This window comes from Agrobacterium sp. 22-223-1, from assembly GCF_053522385.1.
Genome location: NZ_JBNWCN010000006.1, coordinates 201,248 through 223,844, shown reverse-complemented (window position 1 = coordinate 223,844; position 22,597 = coordinate 201,248). Strand labels below are relative to the sequence as shown.

The window sequence follows — 22,597 nt, the reverse complement described above, 5'->3', positions numbered from 1 at the left end:
CCCTTGGATTGTTTGCGAGAAGCAGGTTGAATTAACGAAGATACTGCAGCGGTACGAGGACGATGTCCGGGAAAATCACCAGCAGCGCCAGTACGATGGTTTCAGCAACGAGGAACGGCCAGACGCCGACCGTGACCTTGCCGAGCGGGATGCGGCCGACGCCGCTGACGACGTTCAGCACCACGCCAACCGGAGGGGTAATCAGGCCGATGGCGTTGTTGATGATGAAGAGAACGCCGAAGTAGACCGGGTCGATGCCCGCCTGTTTGACGATAGGCATCAGAACAGGCGTCAGGATCAGGATGGTCGGCGTCAGGTCGAGTGCGGTTCCGACAATGAAGACCAGCACCATCATCGCGGCCATCAGAAGCATCGGGCGGTCGATCAGCGGCTCGATATAGCCTGCGACTTCGTTCGGAATGTTCGCTGCCGTGATGAGCCATGCGGAGACGAGCGCCGCGCAAACCAGGAACATGATGATGGAAGTGCTCTTGGCGGCGCGCAGAAGCACGTGGAACAGATCGGCCGGTTTCAGTTCGCGGTAGATCACCATGCCGACGAAAAGCGCGTAAACAGCCGCAACGACGGCAGCTTCCGTCGGCGTCATGATGCCGGCCTTGATGCCGCCGAGAATGATGACAGGCATGCCGAGCGCCCAGCCGGCGCGAGCAGTGGCGGTCAGACGTTCCTTGGCGGAGGTCTTCGGCAGCGGCTTGACGTTATCCTTACGGACCACGATCAACCAGGCGATAATGAGCGATGCACCCATCAGAATGCCGGGAACGATACCCGCAAGGAAAAGCTGGGTGATCGAGACGTTGGCGGCAACACCGAAAACGATGAAGGCCATGGATGGCGGGATGACCGGCGCGATGATGCCGCCTGCGGCGATGAGACCGCCGGAGCGCGGAATATTGTAACCGGCCTTCGCCATCATCGGGATGAGGATTGCGGCAAGGGCTGCGGTATCGGCTGCGGCCGAACCGGAAATGCTGGCCATGATGATGGCTGCAACGATGGCCACGATGCCGAGACCGCCACGGATATGACCGACGAGTGCGATTGCAAAGTCGATGATGCGGCGAGACAGACCGCCGGAATTCATCAGTTCGCCAGCCAGAATGAAGAAGGGGATGGCGAGCAGCGTGAAGGTGTCCGCGCCCGAAATCATGTTCTGGGCGATGATGGCGGTGTTGAACATGCCCATGTACCACATGAGCACGACGCCGCAGAACATCAGCGAGAACGCGACGGGAACGCCAATCGCCATGGCTCCCAGCAGAGAGCCGACAAAAACGAGAAGTGTCATGGTATCAGCGCTCCGAAAGCTGTTCGATCGTCAGATTCTCGCCCGCGAACTGGGCGATTTCGTCTTCTGTCACGCCGCCCGTCAAGTAACGGTACAGGCGCTCCAGTGCGATGATGAACATCAGGCCTCCGGTGAACATGCCAACGCCATAGACCCAGATCATCGAAAGCTTGGTGACGGGCGCATGCATGCTGGCATTGATGCCGGACTGCTTCCAGGTGCCCCAGAAGAAGATGGCGGAACAGGCCAGAATGATGATGTTCGACACGATCATGCAGACGATGCGGGCGCGACGGGACAGGAACATCACGAGCGTTTCGATGCCCATGTGGCTGTTCTCACGGAAGGTCAACACGGCGCCGATGAAGGTCAGCCACACGAAGAAATAACGCGACAGTTCTTCCGAGACGTTGATGCCGGAGTTCATCGTATAACGCATGACGACGTTGACGAAGACCATGATCGACATGCCGGCGAGCAGCAGGACGAGAATGATTTCGAGAATCCGGTAAAACAGATTGATGGTCTTTTGCATTTTCCCCTCCCGAAGAAATATCTAGAGCAGCCCTCGTTTCGCCAGGTTGCGCATCAGGGCCGCGGTGCCGAATGTCCATTCCGGGCATTCGTCGGTCGTGGTGACCCAGTTGATCAGCTTACCGAGCTTGGGCGTGGAGATTTCGACACGGTCACCCTTTGAATGGGTGAAACCGAGGCCTGGGCCATGGCGATCCTTCACCGGCGCGAACATCGTGCCAAGGAAAAAGACGGCGCCGTCAGGATACTGATGGTTACGGTTCAAGAGCTGCGAAGCGAGGTTCTCCGGCGTGCGGCTGATCGCTTCCATGGGGCTGACGCCCGTCATGGTGAAACCGTCTTCGCCCTCGACCAGAAGCGATATCTGCGACTTCTTCACATCTTCAATGGTGAAGTTGCCGTCAAACAGGCGGATAAAGGGACCGATCGCGCAGGACGCATTGTTGTCCTTCGCCTTGCTGAGCAGCAGGGCGGAACGACCTTCGAAATCGCGCAGATTGACGTCGTTGCCGAGCGTTGCGCCAACAATGCGGCCGTCGGAAGCGATGGCCAGCACCACTTCCGGCTCCGGGTTGTTCCACTGCGATTTCGGGTGAACGCCGATCAGCGCGCCGCAGCCGACGGAAGCCATGGCCTGCGCCTTGGAGAATATCTCCGCATCCGGGCCGATGCCCACTTCCAGATATTGCGACCAGAGGCCCATTTCCTGCAGCAGTTTTTTCACTTCGGCAGCTTTTTCGGAGCCGGCCTCAAGTCCCTTGAGATTGTCGCCGAGAACCGGCGCCAGCCGTCCGCGAATTTCCTGCGCACGCAGCGGATCGCCCTTTGCCTGCTCCTCGATCACGCGTTCCAGCATGCTGTCGGCGAAGGTGACGCCGGCGGCCTTCACGGCCTGAATGTCGTTGGGGGCAAGGAGTTCGCCGGCGGAACCGTCCAGAAAAGCTTCCAGTGCGCCGAGTGCGACGAAAGTGCCGGTGTCGGCGAGCTGCTCTACTAGGTCGGTCTTCTCCAGAAGTTCGGACATGGTTGGGGAAATCGAAGTGAGGTCATAAAGCACGCCGCCCTTCAGCAGGACGGGGCAGGGGCCGCCTTCGCTTTTCGACCAGACGCGGCCGACGAGCAGCGCGTTTTCGAAATCTTCAGGCAAAATTGCGATAGCGTCGATGGACCTTGTACCGGTCATGTAGTCCTCCCCTTCAGCACCCGACAGGCCGCCTCCTGCGGTCTTATTGTCTGGATGTCTGACAACTTAATCCCATTCTTCTTAGTATGACTTTTGTTACGAGTCTAGCGGCCTCGCCGACAAAATTATCGTCTTTCGCGTCTCAATTCCCGGAAAGCCGTAAACCTGTCCTATAGCTTTACCGGCGTGCTCATTTGCTGCTCAGAAGATATCCAGTTCGAGATTGACCCGGCTGGCTGCGCCGATCAGGTGCTTGCGCATGGCGTTCTTGGCGGCAGTGGCATCGGCCTTCTCGACGGCTTCGTAGATTGCCACATGTTCGGCGATCGTCACCTCGAGAATTTCACCAAAAACCGCACGCGAAAAAGCAATGTTGATGGCGGAGCTGATGCGTTCCGCGATGAAGCCGAGGAACATCAGGAAATATTCGTTCTCAGTCGCTTCCGCCAGAATGCGGTGGAAGTCGAGATCGGCGGCAACGCCTTCCGTCGACCAGTCATCGGCGGTTTTCATCTTTTCCAAAGCTGCCGCCAGCCGCGTCAGCTGCTGCGGGCTGCGGTGCAGTGCAGCCAGCCCCGCCGCCTCTATTTCCAGCGGCATGCGAAGCTGGAAAAGATCGCGGAAATTTTCCGGATCGTTCAGCCGCGACCGCTCGATGCGGATGGACAGTCTTTGCCGGGGATCGGTGACGAATGCGCCCACACCCTGCCGGGTTTCGACAAAGCCTTCGTTGCGCAATTGTGCAATCGCTTCGCGGATGACCGAACGGCTGACCCCGAAGGTTTTTGCCAGAACATGTTCGGTCGGCAGCCTGTCACCCGGTCCGAGCTTCGAATCATTGATTTCGCGCGCAATCTCCGCGGCGATACGGCCGGGCAGATGGTCGTTGCGATGTATCTGATTGAACTCCAGCGTCATGGTTGCTCCCGTTCCACAGAAACGATTGGTTCGTTTTCCCGCGGCAGGCGACTTCCTCCTTCGCCGTCAGCGGGGTTTTCAAAGGCGGCGTTTTCAGCCGCCTTTGCCGTTCCTCGATTAGCTATCCGGTTGCAGGGTTATCTGGCAACCGGGATTCATCCGCAAATCAGGGTCGAAGGTGTTTTTCAGGCCGGTGATCATCCGGCGCTGTACGTCGGATAGCCGGCTTTCGAAATCGGAGCGTTTCAGGCGGCCGATGCCGTGCTCGGCGCTGATGCTGCCGACGTAACGGTCAAGGACCTCGTTAACGAGTGTCTTGGACTTGTAAATGAAGGTGTCGCGCTCTTCCGGCGTCGAACCGTTCGGCGGCAGCACGTTGAGGTGGACGTTGCCGTCCCCAACATGGCCATAGGAAACCGCGAGGCATTCCGGCAGTTTTTCCGCCAGTTCCGCCTCGGCTTCGGCCACGAAAGCGGCGAGTTTCGACAAAGGTACGGAAATGTCGGTACGCATATGCGCGCCGCGCAACGCCTGACCCTCGTTCATGCCTTCGCGGAACAGCCAGAGCGATTGCGCTTGTGCCCGTGAAGAAGCGATGACGCCGTCCAGCACCAGCCCGTCTTCCATCACGCCCTCTAGGAAGCGTCCCATAAGGTCGGCCGTGTCCACCAGACCGGAGCCTGAAATTTCCATCAGCACATAGGCCGGATAGTCGCCGGCAATCGGCATTTTCAGGTCGGGTATAGCTTCGATAGCCAGCGTGAAGGCGACAGGCGGCATGAATTCGAAGGCGGACATCAGGTCGCAGCATTCGCGACGGGCGCGGCGGTAAAGCTTGATGGCGTCATCAAGCGAATTGAGGCCGAGCAGCGCCGTCTCGACATGTTCGGGATTGGGGTAAAGCTTGACGGCAACGGCGGTGATGATGCCGAGCGTTCCTTCGGCGCCGATGAAGAGCTGCTTCAGATCGATGCCGCGATTGTCCTTGCGCAGCGTCGACAGGCCATTCCAGATGGTGCCGTCCGGCAATACGACTTCGAGACCCAGCACCAGTTCGCGGGTCATACCGTAGCGCAGGACATTGATGCCGCCGGCATTGGTGGAGACGTTGCCGCCGATGCGGCAGCTGCCCTGCGCGCCGAGCGACAGCGGGAAAAACATGCCTTTGTCCTGAACCGCATCCTTGAATTCCGAGAGAATGCAGCCGGCTTCCACGACGGCGGAAAAATCGTCGCTATCGATGGTGCGGATGGCGTTCATGCGCTCGAGGCTCAATACGACCTGATGTTTGGGGGCATCGGGAATGCCACCGAGCACCAGACCGGTGTTGCCGCCTTGGGGGATGATGGCAAGGCCAAGTTCCGCGCAGGCGCGAACGGTGTCGGAGACTTCCTTGGTCGACCGGGGGCGGATGACGGCCACGGCCGAGCTGGTGACATCGCCGTGCCAGTCGCGGCAATAGCGCAGCATGTCTTCCTGCGATGTCAGCAGCAAAGCCTCGCCGAGCCTGTTCTTCAACGAGAACCGCAATTCCTCGATATCGGTTTCGCTTACGATCGTCATTCCACCCTCTCCGTCCAATCCGCCCTAAGTTTCCGGACAGGGCTCTTTCGCCCTTGCTTTTGCCGGTTTGTGAAAAAATACTATTTTCAATCCGATCATATAAGGTTATCAGACAACCTTACAAGCTAATTTATCGGTCGATTGGCCGATGGTGTTTTTTCGGTCCCGGGAGAATGGCCGGGACAAAGAGGAGGAAGACATGCATATCGCAATCATCGGCGCCGCAGGCATGGTTGGCCGCAAGCTAACGCAGCGCCTCGTCAAGGATGGATCGCTTGGCGGCAAGCCAATCGACAAGTTCACGCTTATCGACGTGTTCCAGCCCGAAGCGCCCGCCGGTTTTTCCGGTAAGGTCGATGCGCGTGCCGCCGATCTCTCCGCGCCGGGTGAGGCCGAAAAGTTGGTTGAAGCCCGTCCCGATGCCATTTTTCACCTCGCTGCCATCGTCTCCGGTGAAGCCGAACTCGATTTCGACAAGGGCTACCGCATCAATCTCGACGGTACGCGTTATCTTTTCGATGCCATCCGCATTGCCAATGGCAAGGATGGTTACAAGCCGCGCGTGGTCTTCACCTCGTCTATCGCCGTTTTCGGTGCGCCGCTTCCCTACCCGATCCCGGACGAGTTCCACACCACGCCGCTGACCAGCTACGGTACGCAAAAGGCGATCTGCGAATTGCTGCTGTCCGACTACAGCCGTCGCGGTTTCTTTGACGGCATCGGTATTCGCCTGCCGACCATCTGCATTCGTCCCGGCAAACCGAATGCGGCCGCTTCCGGCTTCTTCTCCAATATTCTGCGGGAGCCGCTGGTCGGGCAGGAAGCGGTTCTGCCGGTTCCGGAAAGCATTCGCCACTGGCACGCCTCGCCACGTTCCGCCGTCGGCTTCCTCATCCATGGCGCAACGATTGACGTCGAAAAGGTCGGCCCGCGCCGCAACCTGTCGATGCCGGGCCTCAGCGCCACCGTCGGCGAGCAGATCGAGGCGCTGCGCAAGGTGGCGGGCGAAAAGGCCGTCGCCCTCATCCGCCGCGAGCCGAACGAGATGATCATGCGCATGTGCGAAGGCTGGGCCCCCGGTTTCGAAGCCAAGCGCGCCCGCGAACTGGGCTTTACGGCTGAAAGCTCCTTCGAAGAAATCATTCAGGTTCATATCGAGGACGAACTGGGAGGTTCACTGAAATGAGTGTCGACGGGGAGGAGAAGAAGCGGTCCGTTGCCTTTATCGGCACGGGCCTGATGGGCGGGCCGATGGCCCGGCGCCTGCTGGGTGCCGGCTTTTCGGTCACCGTCTGGAACCGTAGCGTCGATAAGGCCGAGGCGCTTGTTGCCGATGGCGCGGTCGTCGCGGCATCGCCGGCGGAGGCCGCCAAGGGTGCCGATATCGTCATCACCATGCTGAGCGACGGCAAGGCCGTGGGAGAAGTGCTGTTTGAGGCCGGCGTGGCCGAAGCGCTGAAAAAGGGCGCGGTCGTCATCGACAGCAGTTCGATTGCGCCGCCGATTGCGCGGGAACATTCCTCCCGGCTTGAGGCGCTTGGCATTCATCATGTCGACGCGCCGGTTTCCGGCGGTGTGCCGGGCGCGACGGCCGGTACGCTCGCCATCATGGCCGGTGGGGACGAGACGCTGATTTCGGGTCTTGCCGATGTTTTCGCGCCGATGGGCCGGCTTACCTATGTCGGTCCCTCGGGTGCGGGCCAGCTCTGCAAGCTTGCCAATCAGCAGATTGTCGCCATCACCATCGGCGCGGTTGCCGAGGCGATGATGCTGGTGGAAGCGGGCGGTGCATCCCGTGAAGGGTTCCGCAACGCCATACGCGGCGGTTTTGCCGAAAGCCGAATCCTGGAACTGCATGGCGACCGCATGGTGAAGCGCAATTTCGTGCCGGGCGGTCCCTCCAAGTTCCAGCTCAAGGACCTGAATGGCGTGCTGGCGACGGCGAAGGATCTGTCTCTCAACCTGCCGCTTACCCAGCAGGTGACGCGGGAATTTGACGATTTCGTCGGTGACGGCGGTGCCGATATCGACCATAGCGGCATCCTGCTTTACCTCGAAAAACTGAACAACCGGGAACAGGGCTGAGGCAGGCTTATGAGCGACGACAAGAGACCGATGCGCCGCCTGCGGTCGCAGGACTGGTTCGACAATCCCGACCATCTCGACATGACGGCGCTCTATCTGGAGCGCTTCATGAATTACGGCGTGACGCCGGAAGAGCTTCGCTCCGGCAAGCCGGTCATCGGCATCGCCCAGAGCGGCAGCGACCTGACGCCTTGTAACCGCGTCCATGTGGAACTGGTCAAGCGGGTGCGGGACGGCATCCGCGATGCGGGCGGCATTCCCATCGAGTTTCCGACCCATCCAATGTTCGAAAACTGCAAGCGCCCGACGGCTGCGCTCGACCGTAATCTCGCCTATCTCAGCCTTGTGGAAGTGCTTTACGGTTATCCGCTCGACGGTGTCGTTCTGACCACGGGCTGCGACAAGACCACGCCTTCGGCGTTGATGGCGGCAAGCACGGTGGATATTCCGGCCATCGTCTTGTCCGGTGGGCCGATGCTCGACGGCTATCATGACGGCGATCTGGTCGGTTCCGGCACGGTCATCTGGCGCATGCGCCGTAAATACGGTGCCGGCGAAATCACCCGCGAGGAATTCTTGCAGGCGGCGCTCGAATCCGCACCTTCCGTCGGCCATTGCAACACCATGGGCACAGCATCGACCATGAACGCCATGGCGGAGGCGCTCGGCATGTCGCTCACCGGCTGCGGTGCGATCCCTGCCGCTTACCGCGAACGCGGCCAGATGGCCTATCGCACTGGCCGCCGCGCCGTCGAGCTGGTTGTCGAGAACATCAAGCCCTCCGACATCATGACGCGCGAGGCGTTTTTGAACGCGATCCGCGTTAATTCCGCAATCGGCGGTTCCACCAATGCCCAGCCTCACCTGGCAGCGATGGCGAAACATGCGGGCGTCGAGCTTCGCGAGGAAGACTGGCAGGTCCACGGTTACGACATTCCGCTTATCGCCAATGTCCAGCCTGCCGGCAAATGGCTGGGTGAGAAATATCACCGCGCCGGCGGCACGCCCGCCATCATGTGGGAGCTTCTGCAGGCCGGCAAGCTCGACGGAAGCTGTCCGACCGTAACCGGCAAGACCATGGCGGAAAATCTGGAAGGGCGGGAATCGACCGACCGCGACGTGATCCTGCCTTACGATAAGCCGTTGAAGGAACGGGCGGGTTTCCTCGTCCTCAAGGGCAATCTGTTCGATTTCGCCATCATGAAGACGAGCGTGATCTCGGCGGAATTCCGCCAGCGTTATCTGAGCGAGCCGGGCCGCGAGGGGATTTTCGAGGGCAAATGCGTGGTGTTTGATGGTTCGGAAGACTATCACGCCCGTATCAACGATCCGTCCCTCGATATCGATGAGCGCACCATTCTCGTTATTCGCGGTGCGGGGCCGCTCGGCTGGCCGGGTTCGGCTGAGGTCGTCAACATGCAGCCGCCGGATGCGCTGTTGAAGAAGGGCATCACCAGCCTGCCGACGATCGGCGACGGCCGGCAGTCGGGAACGGCAGACAGCCCCTCCATCCTCAACGCCTCGCCGGAAAGTGCGGCCGGCGGTGGGCTGGCATGGCTCCGTACGGGGGATGTGATCCGCATCGATTTCAATGAGGGCGAGTGCAATGCGCTGGTGCCGGATGAGGAGCTCGCCACCCGCAAAGCCGATGGCATTCCCGCCGTTCCTGCGGATGCGACGCCTTGGCAGCGCATCTATCGTCAATCAGTGACCCAGCTTTCGGATGGCGCGGTTCTGGAAGGGGCCGCGGATTTCCGCCGGATCGCCGAGAAGATGCCCCGGCACAATCATTGATCACATACGATAAAATCCCCGACCACGTCCGGGGATTTTTCTTTTCCGGTCGGTTTCGCAATTGATTGCGACCTCTTAATGTACCCGCAAATCCGCATCACAGGGGCACGACATGACAGATATTTCGATGATAGAAGCCGCGCGTGGGCGCATCGGCAACCATGCGGTTCGCACGCCGCTTCTCTCATCGCCTTTTCTGGACGAGATTGCTGGGCGGAAGCTGTTCGTAAAGGCCGAATGCCTCCAGAGAACGGGTTCCTTCAAGTTTCGTGGCGGCTGGTCGGCCGTCTCCGGCCTTCCGGCGGAGGTGCGCGCCAAGGGCGTGATCGCCTTTTCCTCCGGCAACCATGCGCAGGGCGTGGCGCTTGCCGCCCGCCTGCACAATGTTCCCGCCGTCATCATCATGCCGTCGGATGCGCCGAAGATCAAAATCGACAATACCCGCGCTTATGGCGCAGAGGTCGTGCTCTATGACCGGGCAAACGAGGACCGTGACGCCATCGGCGACCGCCTGTCGCGCGAGCGCGGGCTGACGCTGATCAAGCCATTCGACGAACCGCTGGTCATTGCCGGGCAGGGCACGGTGGGGCTGGAGATTGCCGAACAGGGCGCGGAGCTTGGCGTCGGTGCGGCCGAGGTTCTGGTGCCGTGCGGCGGCGGCGGTCTCACCTCCGGCATTTCGCTCGCGCTCGCCGCAAAGGCTCCAAATTACAAAGTCAGGACTGCCGAGCCCGAAAATTTCGATGACGTGGCGCGCTCGCTCGCCTCGGGCAAGATAGAGCGTAATGCTTCGACATCCGGTTCCGTCTGCGATGCGATCATCACGCCGCAACCCGGCAACATTACCTTCCCGATCATGGCGGGGCTTTGCGGGAGAGGCGTTGCCGTGACCGAGGAGGAAGCGTTGCGGGCTATGGTTCTCGCCTTCAACCGGCTGAAGATCGTTGTCGAACCCGGTGGTGCGGTGGCGCTGGCGGCGGCTCTCTTCCACGGCGATGAACTGGAAAGCGAAACGGTGATCGCAGTCGCTTCCGGCGGCAATGTCGATCCGGAGATCATGGCCGGCGCCCTGTCCCGTTTCGGCTGAGGTTAAGGTTAGGCGTCTAGCCGTGCGGCGACCTCATCGGCGATAGCCAGCGAGGCGGTGAGGCCGGGGCTTTCTATGCCGAAAAGATTGACGAGGCCGGCAACGCCGTGGGTTTCCGGCCCATCGGTGCGGAAGTCCATGGCCGGTTCGTCCGGGCCGGAAATCTTCGGCCGGATTCCGGAATAGGCCGGGATCAGCCCGTCATCGGGAAGGCTTGGCCAATAGCGCCGTATCGCATCGCCAAACCCCTCCATGCGGCGGGGATCGACCGCATAGTCGATGGTGTCCACCCACTCCACATCCGGCCCGAAACGGGCCTGGCCGGCGAGATCGAGCGTGAGATGCACGCCGAGGCCATGGGTGTGCGGTGCGGGGTAGATCAGCCGTGAAAAGGGCGACTTGCCGGCCAGCGAAAAATAGCTGCCCTTGGCGAAACGCGCCTGTGGGATTCCATCCTCCGGCAATCCTTCGATCTTTCTCGCCACCATGGGTGCAACAAGCCCGGCGGAGTTGATGAGCAGCCGACATGTCAGGCTGGTGGGTTCCGCTCCGCCGACATGAACGCGGAAACCATTGCCCATCGCCTCTGCCTTTTCGAAGGGTGCGTTCAGGGCAAGGGCCGCGCCATGATCCTGCGCGTCTCCAAGCAGCGCCAGCATATAGCCGTGGCTATCGATGATACCGGTCGAGGGCGATATCAGGGCTGCGACGCAGGCGAGCGCGGGTTCGAGCAGGCGCGCCTGTCGCTCGTCGATCAGCTCAAGGTCGTTGCAGCCATTGGCTTTGCCTTTCTCGTACAGCGTGGCGAGCATGGCCGTTTCTTCATCGCGCGTGGCGACGATGAGCTTGCCGCAGCGGCGATGTGCCACGCCATGGCTTTGGCAGAAGGCGTAGAGCCGCTCCTTGCCCTCCACGCAAAGTCGGGCCTTGAGGCTTCCGGCCGGATAATAGAGCCCGGCGTGGATGACTTCGCTGTTGCGGGAGGAGGTGGCAGAGCCGAATTCCTTCCCGCTTTCGAGGATGATGACGGAGAGGTCACGCATCGCCAGTTCACGCGCTGTCGCGAGCCCTATCACCCCGGCTCCGATGATGATGGCGTCGATATCCGTCATGGTCTTTTCCGTGCCCGCCACCGGTTTTGAACGGAAATGCCCTCCACCGCGTTGATCCTGCGCAATGGGTAGATTGATGCTTGCCGGTGGGCAAGTCGCAATCGGTATTTTTCCCGATGCGCCAATCTTATGGAATTTTATCTCTACTGAAACAGTGGGGAATAAAGCTATTCTATAAGTGAAATAAGCAATGCCCGCTTTGAAGGGCCGAGCAGGAAGGGAGTGTACAATGTCTTATTCCAAGGCAGGAAAAGTAAAAGACTTTGTCTCGCAGCCCCAGTCGCCGCGCAACTGGAAAGATTCGGTCCATGCGGCTCTTGTCGGCGTCTGCGTGGCTTTTGTCGCTGCCGTCATTTTCGGTCTCGTTCCCTGATCCTCCCGATTTTCTCGTCAGGTAATTTGAGAATAAAAGGCCGGTCGCTCCTCCGACCGGCCTTTTTCATGCCCATTCAGGCCTTCAGGTAATCTTCCGCCAGATCGACCCAGAAAGCGGTTCCGATCGGCAGGATATCGTCGTTGAAATCGAATTTCGGATGGTGCAGCGGCGGGTCATTCTCCGTGCGCGCGGTGCCGAGGAAGAAATAACAGCCGGGCCGTTTCTCCAGCATATAGGCGAAGTCTTCCGCACCCATCGACGGGCGCTGCATCTCGACCACCTTTTCAGGTCCGGCAAAACGCCGGGCGAGATCGGCGACATAATCCGTTTCCGCCTTGTGGTTGACGGTTGCATTATAACCGCGCTCGTAATCGATGGTGACGCTCATGCCGTAGCTGGCCGCCTGGCCTTCGGCTATCGCCCGGATGCGCTTTTCCAGCTCGTCGCGCACGCCCGGATCGAAGGAGCGGATGGTCAGCAGCATTTCCGCCGTTTCGGGAATGACGTTGCTGGCAGCACCGGCATGGAACGCGCCAACCGTGACGACCGCCGATAATTGCGGATGGATGTTGCGGGAGACCACGGTCTGCAGCGCCATGATGATGCTTGCGCCGGCAACGATGGGATCGGCCGCATCCTGCGGTTCGGCGCCGTGGCCGCCATATCCGTTGACCGTGATTTTGCACTCATCGACGGCGGCAAGGATCGGCCCGTCGCGTAGCACGAATTGCCCGAAGGGCACGCCGGGGTCGTTATGAAGGGCAAAAACCGCATCGCAGGGAAAACGCTCGAACAGGCCGTCCTCGATCATGATGCGGGCGCCGCCGAAATTCTCTTCCGCCGGCTGGAAGATCAGATGCAGGGTTCCGTCGAAATTTTTGCGCTCGGCAATGATCTTTGCCGCACCAAGCAGCATGGCGGTGTGGCCGTCATGACCGCAGGCATGCATCACGCCCTGATTGGCGCTCGCATAATCCGCCCCGGTTTCCTCATGGATCGGCAGGGCGTCGATATCGGCGCGGATGCCGAGCGTGCGGGTGCTGTCGCCATTGCTGAGCGTGGCGACGACACCGGTTCCGGCCAGGCCCCGCGTAACCTCATAGCCCATTGCCTCCAACTGTTCGGCGATAAAATCCGACGTCTTGAACTCCGAAAGGCCGATTTCGGGATTGCGGTGCAGGTGGCGGCGAATGGCCACTACATCCGGCATATGGTTGGCAAAGGATGCGAGATTTGCGGTCTGTCTGGTCATTTTTAAAGTCCCGGGTTCGGCCGTTTTTTCCGGCGCCTTTTGTAAATGACATAGCAGCATATGCAGCCATGCGTAAGGGGCGTAGCCTGCCCGGAAATGCCCCGAAATTCAGCGCTTGCATCGTGCCGCGACAGGTGGCATGGAACTATTGACGTCCTGGGGCATTAGCTTCTTTCGGATGTAGCGCGGGCCTCTCGGTTCGTGTTGCCCTTTGGGTTGTCAACGGGGGATTATCGGACGTTGCGCGAACAATTTTCGCCATCGGGGAGGGTGCGAAATCCGGTCGGAACGGCATTGCCGGGCCGAACGACGCCATTTTCTTCCCCTCATCGAAAACGCCCTGTCCGCTCCGATCTCCAGTTTCGCAGATATTCCGGAATAATGACGCTGCAGCATGACGCGCTTGCGGATATTCTGCACTTGACGATCCGTTCCGCACAGCGTCCGGTCCGGTTCACCGAAGGTTCAGGATAAGTCATAAATATAGCGTGGCCCGATTTTCGTGTGTGTTCCCGCCACGGACGAAATGCCGGTCAAGTCGAACAGGTTTCCATAAAGTTCAGAATACGAGCCCGATGTCATTTCATATTACCCCGACCGCCGCCGCCCGTGATTCCGAGACGAAGCAGATCGATCACAACGATTCGATCCGCGCGTCCTATATGACGGTGGAGGAACTGCATGATGCGGGCGCCGCGCTTTCGCGCGATGGCGCCGATAGCCTTCCCGGCTTCATGGAGTTCGATTTCTTCGAGCGTCATCGCGAGAACGAGAAGGAAATCCTCAGGGTCTATCGCACCACGGCCGTCGATGCGGAAAATGGCGCGACGATAACGCCGGCGGCGGAATGGCTGCTCGACAATCACTACGTCATCGAAGAGGCGATCCAGGAAGTCCGCCGCGATTTTCCGCGCAAGTTCTATCGCCAGCTGCCGACGATGACGGTGGGCGGCGTGACGATCCCGCGGGTCATGGCGCTCGGCTGGCTTTATGTCGCCCATACCCACAGCACTGTTTCGCGCGAGAACATGACGGCGCTAGTGGATGGCTACCAGACGTCGAAGACGCTGCAGATCGGCGAATTGTGGGCTTTGCCGTCGATCATCCGTTTCGTCCTCATCGAAAATCTTCGCCGTATCTCCATCCGCGTGGAGCGTTCGCGCCGCATGCGCCAGAAGGCGAATGAGGTCGTCGATGAAATCATCCGTCTGAACGATGCGGAAGCCTCGGCAGCGCTTCTCAAGCAGGTCGATTCGCTGGTCGACGACCCGACTTTCGCGACGCAGTTCCTTTATCGTCTGAGGAACGGTTCGCAGACCTCCGGTTTTGCCGTTGCCTGGCTAGAAGAGCGTCTTCACGCTGCCGGCACCGATGCCGAAAACGTCATGATGTCGGAACATAATCGCCTGGCATCCGGCAATGTGACGATGGGCAACATCGTCAAGAGCCTGCGCGAAATCGACGATACCGAATGGTCGGTGTGGTTCGAGGAAGTCAGCCATATCGACAAGGTTCTGCGCGAAGAGACCGACTACGAGGTTCTCGATTTCGGTTCGCGCAACACCTATCGCAACACGATCGAACTTCTGGCGCGCCGTTCTCCCAAGACCGAAGTCGAGGTTGCGCGCGCCGCTGTCGAAATGGCGCGTTCGGAGACGCCGGCGGGTGCGGATGAAACCCATCGCGTCAATGTCGGCTCCGTGCTTGTCGGCCAGCGCCGCTTCGAGCTTGAAAAGGCTTTGGGTTACCGGCCGCTGGTGTCGCAGCGCATCGTGCGCTCGATGCGCAAGTTCAACTGGCTGGCAATCGCCGCGCCGGTGCTTCTCATCACCGCGCTCGCCATGCTCGCTGTCGGCTGGTTCCTGGCGCAGGCCGGCATGCCCTGGTATGTTGTGACCGCCTTCCTGCTGATGTTCGCATTGCCGGCATCCGAAGGCGCGACCGGCCTCTTCAACACCCTCGTTACCTTCTTCGTGAAACCGTTCCGGCTGGTCGGATACGAGTTCAAGAACGGCATTCCGCAGGATGCCCGCACATTGGTCGCCGTGCCCTGCATGCTGACCAGCCGCGACAGCGTCGACGAGATGATGCGCAATATCGAAGTGCATTATCTGGCCAATCCGCATGGCGAAATCTACTTCTCGCTGGTGAGCGACTGGCGCGATGCGCAATACGAGCAGTCCGACGACGACCTTGAAATTCTCGACTATGCCAAGCGCGAGCTTGCGGCGCTGAACAGCCGTTATGCCTTTGATGGCAAGACGCGCTTTTACCTGCTGCACCGCCGCCGCCTCTACAATCCGGCCGAAGGCTGCTGGATGGGCTGGGAGCGCAAGCGCGGCAAGCTGCATGAGCTGAACATGCTGCTGCGCGGCGACAAGGATACGACCTTCCTCGGCGGCGCGAACATCGTGCCGGCCGATGTCAAATACGTTATGACGCTGGATGCCGATACGCGCCTGATGCGCGATGCGGTGACCAAGCTCGTCGGCAAGATGCATCACCCGATCAACCGTCCGGTGATCGATCCGGTATCCGGACGGGTTGTCGAAGGCTACGGCCTGCTGCAGCCGCGCGTGACGCCCTCGCTGACGACCGGCAAGGATGCGTCCGTCTTCCAGCGTGTCTTCTCGATCAACCGCGGTATCGATCCCTATGTCTTCACGGTTTCCGACGTCTATCAGGATCTGACCTCCGAAGGTACCTTCACTGGCAAGGGTCTTTACGATGTGGATGCCTTCGAGGCGGCGCTGAAGGGCCGCATCGAGGAAAACTCCATCCTCAGCCACGATCTGCTCGAAGGCTCCTTTGCACGCTGTGCGCTGGTGACCGATGTTGAGCTGGTGGAGGACTTCCCGACCCGCTATGAAGTGGAAGTGTCGCGCCAGCATCGCTGGGCGCGTGGCGACTGGCAGCTTCTGCCCTTTATCCTCGATCGTGCCCGTGGCGTTACCGCCATCGGCCGCTGGAAGATGGTTGACAATCTGCGTCGCTCGCTGACGCCGATCGCCTGGTTCTTCGCCTCGATCCTCGGCTGGTATTTCATGGATCCGCTCGGTGCGCTGATCTGGCAGATCCTGCTGATCTTCTCGCTGTTCGTCGCGCCCACGCTTTCCCTGCTGTCCGGTCTCGTGCCGCGCTCCACCGATATCGTGCCGCAGGCGCATTTCCATACCATCTGGTCGGAAATCCGCGCCACCAATGCACAGGTGGCGCTGCGCATCGTCTTCATCGCCGATGCCGCCTGCATGATGACGGATGCGATTGCCCGTTCGCTTTACCGTCTGCTGGTCAGCCACAAGCTGATGCTGGAATGGCGTACCGCCGCCAGCATGCAGTCGAGCGCGCAGGGCAGCATCATCGATTATTACCGCCAGATGTGGCATGCGCCCGTGGTGGCGATGCTTGGCCTGCTGTTTGCGGCGCTGCCGGGCGACAACGCTTTCCTGATCGGCATTCCCTTCACGTTGCTCTGGGTTCTGTCCCCCGCCGTTGCATGGTATGTCAGCCAGTCGGCTGAAACCGAAGACCGGCTGTTCGTTTCAGAACACGTCTCCTTCGAGCTTCGCAAGATCGCGCGTCGCACCTGGCGTTATTACGAGGCCTTCGTGACGCCGCAGGAAAACCACCTGCCGCCGGATAACTTCCAGGAAACGCCGGAGCCGATCGTCGCTTCGCGTACCTCGCCCACCAATATCGGCGTCTATCTGCTTTCCATTATTTCGGCGCGCCAGTTCGGCTGGATCAGCTTTGCCGATACGCTGGAGCGGATCGAGAACACGATCCAGACCGTCGAAAAGATGGAGAAACATCGTGGCCATCTCTACAACTGGTATCATACCGACACGTTGCAGACGCTTGGGCCGCGCTATGTTTCGGCGGTGGATAGCGGCAATCTCGCCGGTCACCTGATCGCGGTTTCGTCCGCCTGCCGTGATTGGGCAGAAGCGCCGTCCGCGCATCTTCAGGGCAATCTGGACGGTATCGGCGATCTTGCCGGCATTCTGCGTGAAACGTTGAAGGCGCTGCCCGACGACCGCAAGAACCTGCGCCCGCTGCATCGTCGCCTTGAGGAGCGCATCATCGGCTTCTCGAACGCTCTGGCCTCGGTCAAGCGCGAGCATGAATTCGCCTCGATCCGTGTCATCAATCTCGCGGTTCTTGCGCGCGATATCCAGAAACTCGCAACCAACGTCGATCACGAGGTGAAATCCGCGCAGAGCGCGGAAGTGACCCGCTGGGCGCAATTGCTCGTCGATTGCTGCGAGGCGCATATTTCCGACAGCGCCATCGACCTCACCAACATGGAGCCGCTGCGCCAGCGCCTCGCATCGCTGCGCGACCGCAGCCGCAACCTCGCCTTCTCGATGGATTTCACCTTCCTTTACCGCAAGGATCGCCGTCTTCTGTCGATTGGCTATCGTGTCGAAAGCAAGGAGCTGGACGAGGCCTGCTACGACCTTCTGGCTTCCGAATGCCGCCTGACCAGCCTCTTCGCCATCGCCAAGGGCGATCTGCCGACCGAACACTGGTACCGTCTCGGCCGCCAGGTCGTGCCGATCGGTGCGCAGGGCGCGCTGGTTTCCTGGTCCGGCTCGATGTTCGAATATCTGATGCCGCCGCTTGTCATGCAGGAGCGTCAGGGGGGTATTCTCAACCAGACCAATAATCTGATCGTCAAGGAACAGATGAACCACGGTCGTCGTCTCGGCACGCCATGGGGCATTTCCGAAGCGGCGTTCAACGCCCGCGATCACAACATGAACTATCAGTACACCAACTTCGGCGTGCCGACGCTTGGTCTGAAGCGTGGCCTTGGCCAGAATGCGGTGATCGCGCCTTATGCGTCGATCCTCGCCAGCCAGTACGATCCTGACGGTGCGCTCGAAAACCTCGACAAACTGCGCAAGCTTGGCGCGCTTGGCCAGTACGGTTTCCACGATGCGGTGGATTTCACGCCGACACGTGTGCCGGACGGCAAGGTCTGCGCAGTGGTCTACAATTACTATGCCCACCATCACGGCATGTCGATTGCGGCCGTCGCCAACGTCGCTTTCGATGGCGTGCTGCGCGAACTCTTCCATTCCGATCCTGTGATCGAGGCGGCCGAACTGCTGCTGCAGGAAAAGGCGCCGCGCGAAGTGCCGGTCATGAGCGCGAAATACGAGCCGGAGACCCCCGGCAAGGAACAGGCAGACCTGCTGCGTGCGGAAGTGCGCTCCATTGCCGATCCGGCTGTGCGTGACCGCGAAGTGGTGTTCCTGTCGAATGGCCACTACTCGACCATGCTCACCTCCACGGGTGCCGGTTATTCGAAGTGGAACGGCCAGGCGATTTCCCGCTGGAAGGCCGATCCGACGGAGGATCGATGGGGAACCTTCATCTTCCTGCGCGACACCACCAATGGACAATGGTGGAGCGCGACGGCGGAGCCGCGCGTTATCGAAGGTGAAAAGACCAAGACGATCTTCACCGACGACAAGGCCGAGTTCCACAAGACTACCGGCGACCTGCAGAGCGTGGTTGAATGTATCGTCGCCACCGAGCACGATGCCGAGGGCCGCCGCGTCACCCTGCTCAACGTCGGTTCCGAGGATCGCTATATCGAAGTGACCTCCTATATGGAGCCGGTGATTGCGTCGGAGGATGACGACAACGCCCATCCGCTGTTCTCGCGCATGTTCGTGCAGACGGAGATCGGCCGGCGCGGCGATGTTATCCGCGCATGGCGCAACCGTCGCAGTCCGAACGAGCCCGGCACCGTCATCGCGCATCTGGCCGCGGACAATGCCGGCCCGTCGCGCCCGACGGAATTCGAGACGGATCGCGCCAAGTTCATCGGTCGCGGACGTTCGCTGCGCGAAGCGGCGGCTTTCGATGCCGGTGCGACGCTTTCCAGCACCGACGGCTTCACGCTTGATCCTATCCTGTCGCTGCGCCGCACCGTGCGCGTGCCGGCGGGCAAGAAGGTGAGCGTGATCTTCTGGACGATTGCCGCGCCAAGCCGTGAAGAAGTCGACAAGGCAATCGACCGTTATCGTCATCCGGATGCCTTCGCGCATGAACTCGTGCATGCCTGGACGCGTACGCAGGTACAGATGCGCCATGTGGGCGTCACCTCGCAGCAGGCGGCCGCCTTCCAGCATCTCGGCCGTTATCTGACCTATCCCGACATGCATCTGCGTGCGGATTCGGAAACGCTGAAAACGGGTCTCGCCTCGCAGCGCGCTTTGTGGCCGCTTGCGATTTCCGGCGATTTCCCGATCTTCAGCCTGCGCATCAACGACGATATGGACATGGATATCGCCCGTGAGGCGCTGAGCGCCCACGAATATCTGCGCTCGCGCGGCGTGATCTTTGATCTCGTCATCGTCAACGAACGGGCTGCGTCCTATGCGCAGGACATGCAGCATGCGCTGGATCATATTTCCGAGGCGCAGCGCCGCATCAATCCCGCCGATGGCGGACGTCCGCACGTCTTCTCGGTGCGCCGCGACCTGATGGATGAAGAGACCTGGAGCGCGCTTCTCGCCGCTTCCCGCGTCGTTCTCCATGTGCGCAACGGCAAGATCGTCGACCAGATCAACCGCGCGGTATCGCTGTTTGCGGCCCATCGCGGCCCCGACGGCACGAGCGACGCTGCACAGGCCCGTTTGCCTGTTCCGGTCTTCCCTGTGGCGGAGCCGGTGGAGGATGCGGGCGATCTCGATTTCTGGAACGGTTTCGGCGGTTTTGCCAGAAGCGGTCAGGAATATGTCGTGCGCCTCAATGGCGGGCAGTCCACGCCACATCCGTGGATCAACGTCATCTCGAACGAGAATTTCGGCTTCCATATTTCGGCGGAAGGTGCCGGTTTCAGCTGGAGCCGCAATTCGCGCGACTATCAGCTGACACCCTGGAGCAACGATCCGGTCATCAACCGGCCGGGTGAGGCCTTCTACGTCGCCGATGTGGAGACAGGAAAGCTCTATACGCCCTGTGCCGCGCTGTCGCGCGATCCTGAAGCCATGTTCGAAACGCGCCATGGTCTCGGTTACTCCGTGCTGACGGGCGTGGCCGATACGCTTGAGGTGGAGCTGACGCAGACCGTAGACCGTGAAAAACCGGTCAAGCTCTCGCAGGTCATCGTTCGCAACAAGGGTTCGAAAAGCCGCCGGCTGAAGGTCTATGCCTATGTGGAATGGGTGCTCGGCAATAACGGCCAGAAATCCGCGCCGTTCATTCTGAGCAGGCACGATGCCGGCAACAATGCGATCTTCGCGTCGAACCCCTACAGCATCGACTACAGCGCCCGCACCGCTTTCCTGACGCTCGACAGCGAGGCGAGCGGCTTCACGACCAGCCGTCGGGAATTCATCGGTCGCTTCGGGTCGGCGCAGGCGCCGCAGGGCATCGTGTCCGGCGCCGCACTCAGTGGCAGCACCGAGGTCGACGGCGATCCCTGTGCTGCGCTGATGCAGGAAATCCACCTGAAGCCCGGCGAAGAACGGCACATGACCTTCATTCTCGGCGATGCCGACAATGCGGAAGAGGCCGAAGCGCTGGTGAAGGATGTTCGCAAGGCGGACTTCCAGACGGTGCTGGATGAGAGCAAGGCGTTCTGGACGGGCTTTACCGGTCAGTTGCAGGTTTCCACGCCGGATGCCGGTTTCAACCACATGGTCAACAATTGGCTGCCCTATCAGGCGTTGGCGTGCCGCATTCTCGCGCGTACCGCCTTTTACCAGTCGAGCGGCGCCTTCGGCTTCCGCGACCAGCTTCAGGACACGTTGGCCTTCCTGCTCTACCAGCCGGATCTCGCTCGCAAGCAGATACTGCGTGCGGCAGGCCGCCAGTTTCCGGAAGGCGATGTGCAGCACTGGTGGCTGCCGCTGACGGGCGCTGGCGTTCGCACCACCATTTCGGACGATGTGGTCTGGCTCGCTTATGCGATCAACCAATATGTCTCGGCCACGGGTGATGCCGCCATCCTCGATGAAAGCATCCCCTTCCTGAAGGGTGCGGCATTGATGCCCGGCCAGCATGACGCCTTCTTCCAGCCTGAGACCAGCGACAGATCCGCCACGCTTTACGAGCATGCGGCGCTGGCGCTCGATCTTGCCATTCATCGCACTGGCGAAAATGGCCTGCCGCTGATCCTCGGCGGCGACTGGAACGACGGCATGAACCGTGTCGGTGTCGGCGGCAAGGGCACGAGCGTCTGGCTCGGCTGGTTCCTGTCTGGAGCGTTGCGCGATTTCATCGAGATTGCGGAAAAGCGTGGCGATACTGATCGTGTCGGCAAATGGGCGGCGCATCGTGAAAAGCTGCGCAATGTTCTCGAAACGGCGGGTTGGGACGGCAGCTATTATCGGCGTGGTTATTTCGATGACGGCACGCCGCTCGGTTCCGCCGAAAGCGAGGAATGCCGGATCGATTCGCTCGGCCAGAGCTGGAGCGTTCTCTCCGGCGAAGGCGAAGAGGCTCGGTCGCGGCAGGCAATGGATGCCGTCATGGAGCATCTGGTCGATGAGCAGACCGGTATCATCCGGCTGTTCACGCCGCCCTTCTCGCGTGCGCCGCATGATCCGGGTTACATCAAGGGATATCCGCCGGGTGTGCGCGAAAACGGCGGACAATATACCCATGCGGCGACCTGGGTGGTTCTCGCCCTTGCGAAGCAGGGTAGGGCGCAGGAGGCATGGAATTGCTTCAAGCTGCTCAACCCCGTCAATCATGCGCTCGATGCGGCAGCGTCGGAAACTTATCGGGTCGAACCCTATGTGGTGACTGCGGATGTCTACGGTGAAGGCGCTTATGCGGGCCGTGGCGGCTGGAGCTGGTACACCGGTTCCGCCGGCTGGCTCTACCGCGCCGCCGTCGAGGGTATTCTCGGCATCACCCGCACCGACGGCAAGCTGCATATTTCGCCGTCGCTGCCGGAGGACTGGAGCGGCTTCTCGGTGAAGATCACGCTCGACGGCAAGGCCAGGGATATCGTCGTAAGCCGCAAGGCCGATACGGCGGAAGTCTCCGTTTCCGTCGATGGCAAGGCCCTGTCGGCAGGTGATCGGGTGATCCCCTTCGACTGAGACGATCAAGTCTCCGTTCGCCTTTAAACTCAGGCTCCTGTGGTAACGCAGGGGCCTGAATTTTTATGAGGCTACCCTGGCCCCTGGCTCAGCTGACGGGTCGGATCTTGGCACGGAAGCCCGGGCCTCCTTCGCAGCATCGGCTGGAAGGTCCTGCCGCACCGAGATAGGGTCATATTGGCGAAGGTTTTGATGGCGCGGTGCCAGATCGTCCGATGCGGACTGTCTCGTCAATCTTTTCGAGAAAAGCAGCAGTCGCGAATAGCCGGTCGATCGGAAGGGAGTTATCTTGCAATTCAGCGCATCTTTCACA

The 22,597-nt window shown here is 60.5% G+C and carries 13 protein-coding genes; 6 read left to right on the top strand and 7 right to left on the bottom strand.

Annotated features, from left to right (window positions below; translation table 11 throughout):
* Positions 1-31: 31 nt before the first annotated feature.
* From ACQZ60_RS21965 to ACQZ60_RS21945, 5 genes are all read right to left on the bottom strand, one after another.
* Positions 32-1,309 carry a TRAP transporter large permease gene (locus ACQZ60_RS21965; RefSeq protein WP_035265222.1) on the bottom strand — a complete coding sequence of 426 codons (1,278 nt, stop codon included), beginning with the start codon at positions 1,307-1,309 and terminating at the stop codon, positions 32-34.
* Between the two features lie 4 nt (positions 1,310-1,313).
* On the bottom strand, positions 1,314-1,844 hold the full coding sequence (locus ACQZ60_RS21960) for a TRAP transporter small permease (RefSeq protein WP_003520303.1): 531 nt from the start codon (positions 1,842-1,844) through the stop codon (positions 1,314-1,316).
* Between the two features lie 21 nt (positions 1,845-1,865).
* The gene (locus ACQZ60_RS21955) at positions 1,866-3,026 is read right to left on the bottom strand and encodes a fumarylacetoacetate hydrolase family protein (protein WP_035265219.1); all 1,161 of its coding nucleotides are present in this window, start codon (positions 3,024-3,026) and stop codon (positions 1,866-1,868) included.
* A 201-nt stretch (positions 3,027-3,227) separates the two neighbouring features.
* A complete protein-coding gene (locus ACQZ60_RS21950; RefSeq protein WP_003520305.1) occupies positions 3,228-3,944 on the bottom strand; it encodes a FadR/GntR family transcriptional regulator in 717 nt (238 codons plus the stop codon).
* 117 nt (positions 3,945-4,061) lie between these two features.
* Positions 4,062-5,507 (bottom strand): FAD-binding oxidoreductase, encoded by a 1,446-nt coding sequence (locus ACQZ60_RS21945; protein WP_035265216.1) that lies wholly within the window; start codon positions 5,505-5,507, stop codon positions 4,062-4,064.
* Positions 5,508-5,706: 199 nt separating this feature from the next.
* On the opposite strand from ACQZ60_RS21945, the gene denD reads away from it, so the two are divergent.
* The 4 genes from denD (at position 5,707) to ACQZ60_RS21925 (ending at position 10,473) form a co-directional block, all read left to right on the top strand.
* Complete coding sequence (gene denD, locus ACQZ60_RS21940; RefSeq protein WP_035265281.1) at positions 5,707-6,693, top strand: D-erythronate dehydrogenase; 987 nt, start codon at positions 5,707-5,709, stop codon at positions 6,691-6,693.
* Entirely contained in the window at positions 6,690-7,592 is a 903-nt protein-coding gene (locus ACQZ60_RS21935; protein ID WP_120356970.1) for an NAD(P)-dependent oxidoreductase, read from the top strand. The genes denD and ACQZ60_RS21935 overlap by 4 nt, the downstream gene beginning before the upstream one ends.
* A gap of 9 nt (positions 7,593-7,601) precedes the next feature.
* Positions 7,602-9,386 carry an IlvD/Edd family dehydratase gene (locus tag ACQZ60_RS21930; RefSeq protein WP_035265210.1) on the top strand — a complete coding sequence of 595 codons (1,785 nt, stop codon included), beginning with the start codon at positions 7,602-7,604 and terminating at the stop codon, positions 9,384-9,386.
* Positions 9,387-9,498: 112 nt separating this feature from the next.
* Positions 9,499-10,473 carry a threonine ammonia-lyase gene (locus ACQZ60_RS21925; RefSeq protein WP_035265208.1) on the top strand — a complete coding sequence of 325 codons (975 nt, stop codon included), beginning with the start codon at positions 9,499-9,501 and terminating at the stop codon, positions 10,471-10,473.
* Between the two features lie 8 nt (positions 10,474-10,481).
* On the opposite strand, the gene ACQZ60_RS21920 is transcribed toward ACQZ60_RS21925, so the two are convergent.
* A complete protein-coding gene (locus ACQZ60_RS21920; protein ID WP_035265278.1) occupies positions 10,482-11,585 on the bottom strand; it encodes an NAD(P)/FAD-dependent oxidoreductase in 1,104 nt (367 codons plus the stop codon).
* Positions 11,586-11,814: 229 nt separating this feature from the next.
* Here ACQZ60_RS21920 and ACQZ60_RS21915 point away from each other — a divergent pair, with 229 nt between their 5' ends.
* The gene (locus tag ACQZ60_RS21915; protein WP_003505150.1) at positions 11,815-11,958 is read left to right on the top strand and encodes a hypothetical protein; all 144 of its coding nucleotides are present in this window, start codon (positions 11,815-11,817) and stop codon (positions 11,956-11,958) included.
* Positions 11,959-12,034: 76 nt separating this feature from the next.
* Here the strand turns inward: ACQZ60_RS21915 and ACQZ60_RS21910 are convergent, their stop codons facing one another.
* Positions 12,035-13,213 (bottom strand): M20 aminoacylase family protein, encoded by a 1,179-nt coding sequence (locus tag ACQZ60_RS21910; RefSeq protein ID WP_035265205.1) that lies wholly within the window; start codon positions 13,211-13,213, stop codon positions 12,035-12,037.
* Between the two features lie 575 nt (positions 13,214-13,788).
* Between ACQZ60_RS21910 and ACQZ60_RS21905 the strand changes: the two genes are divergently transcribed.
* The gene (locus tag ACQZ60_RS21905; RefSeq protein ID WP_448736121.1) at positions 13,789-22,284 is read left to right on the top strand and encodes a GH36-type glycosyl hydrolase domain-containing protein; all 8,496 of its coding nucleotides are present in this window, start codon (positions 13,789-13,791) and stop codon (positions 22,282-22,284) included.
* Positions 22,285-22,597: the final 313 nt, after the last annotated feature.